The organism is Pseudomonas sp. BN414 (genome assembly GCF_029871275.1).
GTDB lineage: Bacteria > Pseudomonadota > Gammaproteobacteria > Pseudomonadales > Pseudomonadaceae > Metapseudomonas > Metapseudomonas resinovorans_C.
On the sequence record NZ_SSOL01000013.1, the window covers coordinates 1 to 900 of the forward strand.

General features: G+C 62.3%; 1 protein-coding gene. It reads left to right on the forward strand.

The features are described from left to right. Positions 1-900: Ig-like domain-containing protein (locus tag E8E95_RS00090; RefSeq protein ID WP_280347130.1), on the forward strand; the 900-nt coding region annotated here is incomplete at both ends.

The window sequence follows — 900 nt, forward strand, 5'->3', positions numbered from 1 at the left end:
ATCAACGCCAACGGCACCTACACCTTCACCCCGGAAGCCAACTGGAACGGTGCGCTTCCGCAGATCACCTACACCACCAACACCGGCAGCAGCTCGACGCTGAGCATCAGTGTCACCCCGGTGAACGATGCGCCGGTCGCGACCAACGATGGCCCGGTCCCGGTAACCGAGGACACCCCGGCCACTGGCAACCTCCTGTCCAACGACAGCGACGTAGAAGCCGATACCCTCACCGTCACCCAGTTCACCGTAGGCGAGACCACCTACTCCGCCGGCCAGACGGCCACCCTGAGCGGCGTTGGCACCCTGGTGATCAACAGCGACGGCAGCTTCACCTTCACCCCGGCCCCGAATTACAACGGCCCGGTACCGACCGCGACCTATACCGTCACCGACGGTACTGCCACCGATACCGGCGAGCTTAGTTTCGGCAATGTCGGCCTGGTGAACGATGCACCGGTTGCCAGCAATGACGGTCCGATTGCAGTTACCGAAGACAGCTCGGCCAGCGGCAATGTCCTGACCAATGACAATGACGCCGATGGCGATGCCTTGACCGTTACCGGTTTCAGCTTCGGCGGAACCAATTACCTGGCGGGCCAGACCGCGACCATCAACGGCATCGGCTCCCTGGTCATCAATGCCAATGGTTCCTACACCTTCACGCCAGCCCCGAACTACAACGGCCCGGTGCCCACCGCGACCTACACCGTCAGCGATGGCACCGCCACCGACACTGCCGAGCTGAGCTTTGGCAACGTAAGCCTGGTGGACGATGCGTCCGTTCTGGCCGCTGATAGCAATTCCGTGGCCGAAGACAACCCGGCCACCGGTAACGTGCTGGGCAACGACAGCGATGTGGATAACCTCCTGACTGTTACGACGTTCAGCGTCAGTGGC